The 4,107-nt window shown below is 75.6% G+C and carries 4 protein-coding genes; 1 reads left to right on the top strand and 3 read right to left on the bottom strand.

Annotated elements, in window-relative coordinates; all coding sequences use genetic code 11:
- Positions 1-166 precede the first annotated feature (166 nt).
- A complete protein-coding gene (locus ACFXPX_RS42835; protein ID WP_375887094.1) occupies positions 167-1,174 on the top strand; it encodes a helix-turn-helix domain-containing protein in 1,008 nt (335 codons plus the stop codon).
- A gap of 46 nt (positions 1,175-1,220) precedes the next feature.
- On the opposite strand, the gene ACFXPX_RS42830 is transcribed toward ACFXPX_RS42835, so the two are convergent.
- The 3 genes from ACFXPX_RS42830 to ACFXPX_RS42820 all read right to left on the bottom strand — a co-directional run.
- Positions 1,221-1,583, bottom strand: coding sequence for a DUF952 domain-containing protein (locus tag ACFXPX_RS42830; RefSeq protein WP_375887095.1), 363 nt, complete (start codon positions 1,581-1,583; stop codon positions 1,221-1,223).
- Between the two features lie 54 nt (positions 1,584-1,637).
- Positions 1,638-3,254, bottom strand: a complete 1,617-nt coding sequence (locus ACFXPX_RS42825) for a DUF4139 domain-containing protein (protein ID WP_380645014.1) — start codon at positions 3,252-3,254, stop codon at positions 1,638-1,640.
- A 4-nt stretch (positions 3,255-3,258) separates the two neighbouring features.
- On the bottom strand, positions 3,259-4,107 hold an 849-nt coding region (locus ACFXPX_RS42820), incomplete at its 5' end, for a DUF4139 domain-containing protein (protein ID WP_380645013.1).

Genomic DNA, 4,107 nt, shown 5'->3' with positions numbered 1-4,107 from the left:
CCCTCCGACGTGTGTGAGCCGGGACGCAACCGCTGGTCACGGCCTTGTCAGCGCCATGATCCGTGGCCGAGGATGGCCACCGGACCACCGCCCCGCCGCGTGGCGGGACCGCGCCAGTACGGGCGGCCGGAGGGGTGTTCCGGAGCGAGCAGGGGGAGACGGCGTCGTGTCCGATGCAGCACTGGGGCGGTCCGCCGGACACGCGCTCGGCCCGTTGGGACTGGCCGAGCCGGACGGGCAGGTGTACGCGGCACTGGTCGCCAACCCGCAGTCCACGGCGGAGGAGCTGGCCGAGAGCTGCGGCCTGACGCTCCAGCAGGGCGTGCGCGCGCTGGACCGGTTGGCGCAGCAGGGGATGGCCACCCGGGCCCCGGTGGACCGGGAGCGCTACCTGCCGGTCGCCCCGGACGTGGCGATAGGGACCCTGATCGGCCACCGGGAGTCCGAGCTGCGCAGCGCCCGGGCCGAGATGCACCGGCTGATGGACGCCTTCCGGGAGGCCTCGCGGTACACCGACCCGGCGCACTCGGTGGAGGTGCTGACCGGCGGCGAGGCGATCGCCCAGCGGCTGGAGCACATCACCGGGAGCAGCCAGTACCAGGTCCGCGGCTTCGACCGCCCGCCGTACATCCAGGACCCGGTTTCGGCGATGCCGTTGCAGCGGCGGCGGCTGCGGGAGGGCCTGCGGTTCCGGACGATCTACGACCGGGAGGCGGTGGCCTGGCCCGGCCGCCTGGAGCGGAACATCCTGGTCGGCGTCGCGGACGGTGAGGAGGCGCGGGTGCGGCCGACGCTGCCGATGAAGATGATCATCTCGGACGACCGGATGGCGATCATCCCGATCAGCGTCGGCGACAGCGTGCTGGACGCGGCCTACGTGATCCACCCCTCGGCGCTGCTCCAGGCACTGGACACGCTGTTCGAGGCCGAGTGGGAGCGGGCCGTGCAGTTGCAGGCCGCGATCGGCACCGGGGACGCCTCGCCGGAGCCGGACGCCGACCACCGCAAGCTGCTGGGGCTGCTGGCCGCCGGGCTGACCGACGAGTCGATCGCCCGTTCGCTGGGCTGGAGCGCCCGGACCACCCAGCGGCGGTTGCAGGCCCTGATGCGCTCGTTGGGCGCCACCACCCGCTTCCAGGCCGGGATGGCGGCCCGGGAGCGGGGGTGGCTGTGAGGCGGGTCGGCTGTGATCCGGGGTGGCTGTGGGGCGGGTCGGCCGCTCAGCTCCAGGGGCTGAGCGAGGCCCAGTGGCCGTCCGGGCCGCGGTCGACCTTCTCCAGCCCGACCACGGCGGACCGGTTCAGCCGCCCGTAGATGTGCGGGAACAGCACGCCGGGGGTGGCGCCGGGCGGCGGGGCGCCGTGGGCGGCCTCCCACTTGACCATCGGCTCCACCAGTGCCTCCTCGATCAGCAGCACCATCAGCGGGTCCGGGGTGTCGGCGAAGAAGGAGTTGGCCACCGCGAGCGCCGTCCGCTCGTCCGCCGAGCAGTGGATGAACCCGTCGGTGAGCAGCGACGCGGTGGCGTACGGGCGGCCGGGGTCGGACAGCCAGTCGTCCAGGGGGGCGAGATGGAGGATCATGTTCCTTTTGTACCCGCTTTCCGGTCCTGAGCGGTCGTCACGGGGCCTCCGGCGTCACAGCCCGGCCACCTTGGCGGCGGCGGACACCTCGTACACCAGGGTGAGGCTGCGGCGGGCGCCCGGGCCGAGCGGGACGTCCCAGCGGACGATGCCCTCGGCGTCGAAGGCGTCCGGAGCCGGGGAGCACTCCTCCTTGCGCAGCCGCACCTCGACCTCGGCGACCTCGGAGACCGGCACCCGCTCGCGGACCGTGACCAGCTGCTCGTCGTGCTCCTCCGGGCCGGAGAAGCGGGACAGGTGCAGCCGGACGGTCCGGGTGGTGGTCCGGCGGCCGCTCAGGGCGGTGGTGCCGCTGCGCTCCTCGGTCTCGCGGACCACCCGGTAGCCGTCCGTACTGCCGAAGGACAGTTCGGCGTCGGCGCCGGCGGCGGTGAAGCGCAGCTCGCCGCGGCCGGTGAAGCCGCTGCCGCGGACCAGCTCGACCGGGCCGGCCAGCAGCGGGTGCCCGGCCGCGTTGCGGAACCGGACCACCCGGGTGACCAGCGGGGACAGCTCCGGGGCGCAGGCGAACTCGCTGCTCGCCGGGCCGGTGAAGGCGCCCAGCGGGACCCGGTGGGCGCGGCCGTCGGAGGGGACGGTGGCCGGGGCGGGGGCGGGCAGCACCCGGACCTCGCCGCCGTCGTCCAGGCCGGGGACGGCGGCGTCCGGGCCCAGGGTGCTGACCTCCTCCTCGCGCAGCTCGACCTCGACCGTGCGGCGCTCCTCGTCGGTGCGCTCGCGCAGGACCAGCAGGTCCTCGGCGAGCACCGGCGGGTCGGTGGCCAGGGCGGAGCGGGCGGTGGAGAAGGTCAGCCGGGCGCCGGTCCAGTCCTCGCCGGTGCGCTGCCAGACCACCGCCTCCGACTCCAGGCGCAGGCCGTCGGAGTCCAGCGTGGCGCGGTAGGAGGGGCGCCACAGCGCGCAGGGCACCAGGTGGTGGACGGTCAGCTCGGCCGGGCCGGGGTGCTCGGCCTCGACCGTGAGCTCCAGGTGGGCGTGCAGCTCGGCGGGCTCCTCCTCGGCCTCGTCCAGGGCCAGCAGGGCCTGGGAGCGCTCCTCGTCCAGGCGGCGCAGCCGGGAACGGGTCGCGCGCAGCTCCTCGCCGTGGCGCTCGCGCTCGGCGTCCACCCGGTCCAGCTCGCGGGCCCAGCGGGTGCGCTCGATCTCGCCGACGCCGGCGCCCTCGCCGACCTCGCGCAGCAGGTCCGCGGTCAGCTGGGCGAGCAGGGCGAGCCGGGCCTCCAGTCGGGCGCGGGTCCGGTCCGCGAGGCGGTACTCGGCCTCCAGCCCGTGCAGGCGGTGGCGCAGCGCGGAGTCCGCCGGGCCGGGCGGCAGCGGCGCGCGCGGGGACCAGGAGCGCACCAGCCGGGCCTCCAGCACCCGGGTGCCGGGGGTGGCGGACTCGGCGCGCAGGGTGCGGTCCACGGCGAGGGCGGTGAGCGGGCCCAGCCGCAGCCGCTGGACGCCCGCGGTGAGTCGGACGGTCACCGAGCGCTCGACCTGGGCCCGGTCCTCCAGACAGGTGACGGCGGTGACGGGGAGGGCGGCGGTGACGGGGAGAGAGGGGGGAACGGGGGCGGTGGGAACGGGGAGGGCAGCTGGGAGGGGGAGGGGAACGGTCTCTTCGGTCATCTGGTCAGTTCCTCCGGTTTCCGCCGACGATGGCCTTTCCGGCCGGGATCTTGATCTGGTAGCCGCCGTCCAGCTCGGTGCGGCCACCCGGCGCCAGCTCGACCCGCCAGAGCCGGGTGCCGACCGGGCACTCCGGGGTGGGGACGGCCGGGGCCTGCCAGTCCGCTCGCTCCTCGATCCGGATCTCGGTGTCCGAGGCGACCGGCACGCGCTCGCGGACCTCGACCGTGACGGGGCGGCCGAGGCGGTTCGCCAGGTGGACGTGCACCCGGTGGTCGAGCACGGTGCTGTTGCCCTTCAGCATGCCGGTGGCGGACTCGCGCAGCTCGGTGCGGCGCGCCACCTCGACGCTCTCGGTGACGCCGATGCCCAGGCTCCGGGTGCCGCCCGGGGCGAGGGTCGGCAGGGCGGCGGTGAGCAGGAACTCGTCGTCCACGGTGACCTCGACCGGGCCGGCCAGCACGGCGCGGTCGGTGCGGTTGGCGAGCACCAGGGTCGCGTACACCTTCTCCTCGACGGCCGGGACGGTGACGTACTCGGGGCTGACGGAGAGCGGGATCTCGTCCACCGTGACGGTGTGCCAGGTGCCGTCGGAGGGGACGTCGGCGGGGGCGGCGGCATCGAAGCGGTGGTCGAAGGAGCCGGCCGAGACGCGGGGCGGGACGGCGTGGCGGGGGAGGGCGAGGCCGGTCAGGCGGATGCCCGGGTGGATCTGCTGCCAGGTTTCGTGTTCGAGCCGGGCCGGGTCGGGGCGCAGGGTGCCGCGCCGGTCGGCGGGGGCGTCGGGGCCGGCCAGCTGGAGGTCGGGGTAGTCGAGCAGGTCGGCCGCCGGGACGAAGCCGGTGTCGGGCGG

It is taken from the genome of Kitasatospora sp. NPDC059146 (assembly GCF_042786665.1).
Classification (GTDB): domain Bacteria; phylum Actinomycetota; class Actinomycetes; order Streptomycetales; family Streptomycetaceae; genus Kitasatospora.
This window is presented reverse-complemented; position numbering and strand designations above follow the sequence as displayed.

What these genes read in the sequence shown, in the direction of transcription:
- ACFXPX_RS42825 (WP_380645014.1), bottom strand. Translation starts at nt 3,254, where the DNA reads ATGACCGAAGAGACCGTTCCCCTCCCCCTCCCAGCTGCCCTCCCCGTT.
- ACFXPX_RS42830 (WP_375887095.1), bottom strand. Translation starts at nt 1,583, where the DNA reads ATGATCCTCCATCTCGCCCCCCTGGACGACTGGCTGTCCGACCCCGGC.